This window comes from Streptomyces sp. SM11, assembly GCF_002910905.1.
Lineage (GTDB): Bacteria > Actinomycetota > Actinomycetes > Streptomycetales > Streptomycetaceae > Streptomyces.
Genome location: NZ_NEUE01000101.1, coordinates 8,218 through 12,188, shown reverse-complemented (window position 1 = coordinate 12,188; position 3,971 = coordinate 8,218). Strand labels below are relative to the sequence as shown.

The 3,971-nt window shown below is 71.9% G+C and carries 4 protein-coding genes; 2 read left to right on the top strand and 2 right to left on the bottom strand.

Annotated elements, in window-relative coordinates:
* Positions 1–371 precede the first annotated feature (371 nt).
* Positions 372–1,700, top strand: coding sequence for an IS110 family transposase (locus B9S58_RS06775; protein ID WP_103531105.1), 1,329 nt, complete (start codon positions 372–374; stop codon positions 1,698–1,700).
* A 332-nt stretch (positions 1,701–2,032) separates the two neighbouring features.
* Here B9S58_RS06775 and B9S58_RS37840 read toward each other — a convergent pair whose 3' ends face one another.
* Positions 2,033–2,194, bottom strand: coding sequence for a hypothetical protein (locus B9S58_RS37840; RefSeq protein WP_181009212.1), 162 nt, complete (start codon positions 2,192–2,194; stop codon positions 2,033–2,035).
* The gene (locus B9S58_RS06770) at positions 2,191–3,201 is read right to left on the bottom strand and encodes a zinc-binding dehydrogenase (RefSeq protein ID WP_103531211.1); all 1,011 of its coding nucleotides are present in this window, start codon (positions 3,199–3,201) and stop codon (positions 2,191–2,193) included. Before B9S58_RS06770 ends, B9S58_RS37840 begins: the two co-directional genes overlap by 4 nt.
* A gap of 106 nt (positions 3,202–3,307) precedes the next feature.
* Between B9S58_RS06770 and B9S58_RS06765 the strand changes: the two genes are divergently transcribed.
* Positions 3,308–3,898: a TetR-like C-terminal domain-containing protein gene (locus tag B9S58_RS06765; protein ID WP_103531210.1), complete on the top strand. Its 591-nt coding sequence runs from the start codon at positions 3,308–3,310 to the stop codon at positions 3,896–3,898.
* Positions 3,899–3,971 lie beyond the last annotated feature (73 nt).

Sequence of the window (3,971 nt, the reverse complement as noted above, 5' to 3'; positions counted from 1 at the left end):
CGACTGACAGTGATGATGTTCGTGGTGACGCCGCCGGTGGGTCTGACCCTCCGACTGACTGACGTCTCGACTGTCCTGTCTGGGATTTGTCGGCCCGCCCGGCGTCACCACGCACGCGGCCGGACGGGCGCTTGTGACTTCATAGGAGTCAGCCGTTCACCTGCGGATGACGCCTCGCGGGCGTGAAAATCGGTACGGGGGCTGTCCGCCGACGCCGATCGATGTTTGGGCTGTGAGCCCGCATAGGAGTCTGGTGAGGGAGTCGTCCGAGGGGCCGCACACTGTCGCCTTGAGCACGCCGATCAGCTTCTCCGTTCCCCTCAGGCTCTCCGGGCAGCCCCCGCCCGCGCGAGTACGACAGGGAGTGTGTGATGGAGGAGTTGAGAGAGGATCACGACGACGGAACGGTGGGCAGGGTCGCGGCGATCGACATCGCCAAAGCATCGGGGATGGTCTGCCTGCGCGTCCCGCACGACACCATCGAGGGCCGGCGCGTCCAGCAGGTCTGGAACGTCGCCTCGACCACCAATGCGATCCTGGAACTCGGAGACCGGCTCGTCTGCCAGGGCGTCGAGCGCGTGGTGATGGAGGCGACAGGCAACTACTGGCGCTCCTTCTTCTACCTGCTGGAAGCCCGCGGCCTTCAGTGCTGGCTGGTCAACGCCCGTGACGTGAAGAACGTCCCCGGCCGGCCCAAGACCGACAGGCTGGACGCGGTCTGGCTGGCGAAGCTCGCTGAACGCGGCATGGTCCGGGCCTCGTTCGTCCCGCCCGAACCCGTCCGGCAGCTGCGGGACTTCACCCGCACCCGCACCGTGTTCGTCCAGGAACGCACCCGGCACAAGCACCGAGTGGACAAGGCCCTGCAGGACGCGCAGATCAAGCTGTCCGGGGCCGTCTCGGATCTGTTCGGCCTGTCGGGGCGGGCCATGATGGACGCCATGGTCGCCGGTGAACGCAACCCGCGTGCCCTCGCCGAGCTTGCCCAGGGCAGCCTGGTCAAGAAGAAGGCGCTGCTGGTGGAAGCCCTGACCGGCCAGTTCGAGGACCACCACGCTCGGCTGCTCGGGGTGCTGCTGGCCACGGTCGATCATCTGACCACACAGGTCCACGAACTCGACCGGCTCATAGCCCGGACGCTGGAGGAGATCACCACACCGCACGACGGCACGGGCGCCGATGACGAGCCTGCCGCCCCGGTGAGTGCGCGAGTCCTGGTCGAACGTCTCGATGCCGTTCCCGGTATCGGGCCGACCACCGCGCAGACCATTGTCGCCGAGATCGGCGCGGACATGAGCCGCTTCCCCACCCCCGAGCACCTGGCCTCATGGGCGAAGCTGTGCCCCAGAACCATCCAATCCGGCGCGAAACACACCACAGGCCCGGCCGGACAGGGTAATCCCTGGCTCAAGGGCGCGCTCGGCGAGGCCGCCAACGCCGCCGCCCGCACCGACACCTTCCTCGGCGCCCGCTACCGCAGGATCGTCAAACGCCGCGGACACGCCAAAGCCCTCGTCGCCGTCGCCCGCTCGATACTCATCATCGCCTGGCACCTGATCAACGACCCGGACGCCTCCTGTCAGGAGCTTGGTGCCGACTGGCACCGGCGCCATCTCGACTCCGCCCGCAAGACCCGCGACCTCGTCCGCCAGCTCCAAGCCCTCGGCCACCAAGTCGCCCTCACTCCGACAGCAGCCTGACCGTCCGGTCACCGTCATCCGGTCCGCAGGCGGCCCGGATGCTGCCGCCTGCCCTCCCGAAGGTCGATTTTCCGTTCAGCATCCGCGGCCGTCCGCGAACGGCTTACCGCAGGGAGCGCGCGGGGCCCGCCGCCGGCGGAGGGGAGTGGCTCGGCCGCGACGTGGCAGGAGAGGATCGAGCGGAGTCGGCGCGTCCGGGAACGGACAGGTCACGCCGCCCGCAGCGTCCGCCCACGTCCCCGGAGTGCCGGCATGCCCACCCGGACCGCGTCCGCCGCGGAAAGGACCGCCCCGCCGGGACGCGACGCGCCGCCCTGCGCCGCACACCGGTCTCACTGGGGAACGACGACATCACCGACCGGGCCCACGCCATCCTCTCCCTGCTGGCCGGCGCCCAGTTCAACGTCGAGCTGGAGCGGCGCGAGCCGGAACGGGAACAGCGGCACCGCCGCAGAAGACGCGTCCGTGACGACTGCGGCGGACAGGCCCGTCACGGACGCAGAACGATCCTGACCGGGTCGCCCTCCTTGGTCTCCATCCGCCGCACCGCCGACGCCACGTCGTCCAGGGGCAGCACCTCGGTGATCGACCGGGAGAAGTCCAGCCGACCGCCCTCGGCGAGCCGGACGAGCTGCGCCACATGGTGGCCCTCCGAGCCGTAGTGGCCCAGGATCCGGTGCTGGAGGTAGCTGAACAGCGTGCCGTCGGGCACCGTCAGCGGCTGGTCGGTCAGCCCCACCAGCACCAGCCGCCCCTGCGGGGCCAGTGCGGTCAGCGCCTGCTCGCGGACCGGGGGGACCCCGGCGAAGTCGAACGCCGCCCCCAGGCCCACGCCGCCCGTCGCCCCGAGCATCTTCTCGCGGAACAGCGGATCGGCGGGGTCCAGCGCCAGGTCCGCCCCGAATTCCAGGGCCCGCCGCCGGGCCGCCGGAGCCGGGTCCACCGCGACGACCGGGTGTGCGCCCACCGCCCGCAGCAGCTGCACGGCGTGTACGCCGAGCCCGCCCGCGCCCCAGACGCCCACCGCCTCCGCCGCCCGCACATCACCGGTGGCGGTCACCGCCGCCCACGGCGTGGAGACCGCGTCCGGGATGATCGCCGCCTGCTCGAAGGGCAGCGAGTCGGGCAGCGCGACGAGGGTGGACGCGGTGGCGAGGGCGTACTCGGCCCAGCCGCCGTCGTAGTCGACGCCCCGGGTGTACGTCCGGCCCCGGCGCTCCTCGCCGGCCTGGAGGACCACACGGTCACCGACCGTCCAGACCTCGACGTCCGGCCCCGGCTCCGCCACCGTCCCGGCCACCTCGTGGCCCAGGGTAACCGTGTCCCCCTCCAGGTACATCGGGCTCAGGGTGCCGTCGACGAGGTGGACATCGGAGAGGCACACCCCCGCCGCCTCGACCTTCACCAGTACCTGGCCGGGGCCGGGTACGGGCCTGTCCACCTCCTCCACGGTGAGGGTGCGGCTGGGGAGGTGCAGACGCGCGGCGCGCATGCGTTCCATGGCGGGTCCTTAGCGTTCGGATCGGCGGCCTATAGCAAGTCGCCTTGCTTTGAAACGTAAACCCGGCCTGCCGGTAAAGCAAGTGACCTTGCGATACGGTTCGGGGGTGACCACCGAGAAGAGCCCCGCGCCGCTGCGCCGCCGGGGCGAACGCATGCGGCAGGCCGTCCTGGCGGCCACCGTCGACCTGCTCACTTCCGAAGGGCTCACCGGCACCACGGTCGCGGCGGTCGCTTCGGCGGCGGGGGTGCACGAGACCTCCGTGTACCGGCGGTGGAAGACCCGCGAGAACCTGCTGCTCGACGCCCTCGGCTCGCACGCCGACGACGCGTTGCCCGCGCCCGACACCGGGGACGTGCGCCAGGACCTGACCCGGCTGATGTCGGCGGTCTCGGACTATCTCGCCTCGCCGCAGGGCGCGGCCCTGCTCCACCTCGGCGCCTCGCCCGACGCGGGGACCGTGGAGGCGGAGCGCCTCCCGTACTGGGACGCCCGGCTGCAACGCGGCGAGGACATCGTGCGGCGTGGGATCGAGCGCGGCGAGCTGGCCCCGGACACCGACCCCCGGCTGGTCGCCGAGACCCTGGCGGGGCCGTTGTTCGCCCGGGTCCTGCTGACCGGGGCGCCGCTGGGCGGGGGGCTCGCGCGCCGGATCGTGGACCTGGCACTGGACGGCGCGCGCTCCCGCAACGAGTGACGCGCCAACGGGTGACGCGCCCGCGCCCCTGACCGGCGGGGCCCCGCTCGGCAGGCGGCCGGGTCGGGCCCGG

What these genes read in the sequence shown, in the direction of transcription:
- B9S58_RS06775 (WP_103531105.1), top strand. Translation starts at nt 372, where the DNA reads ATGGAGGAGTTGAGAGAGGATCACGACGACGGAACGGTGGGCAGGGTC.
- B9S58_RS06770 (WP_103531211.1), bottom strand. Translation starts at nt 3,201, where the DNA reads ATGGAACGCATGCGCGCCGCGCGTCTGCACCTCCCCAGCCGCACCCTC.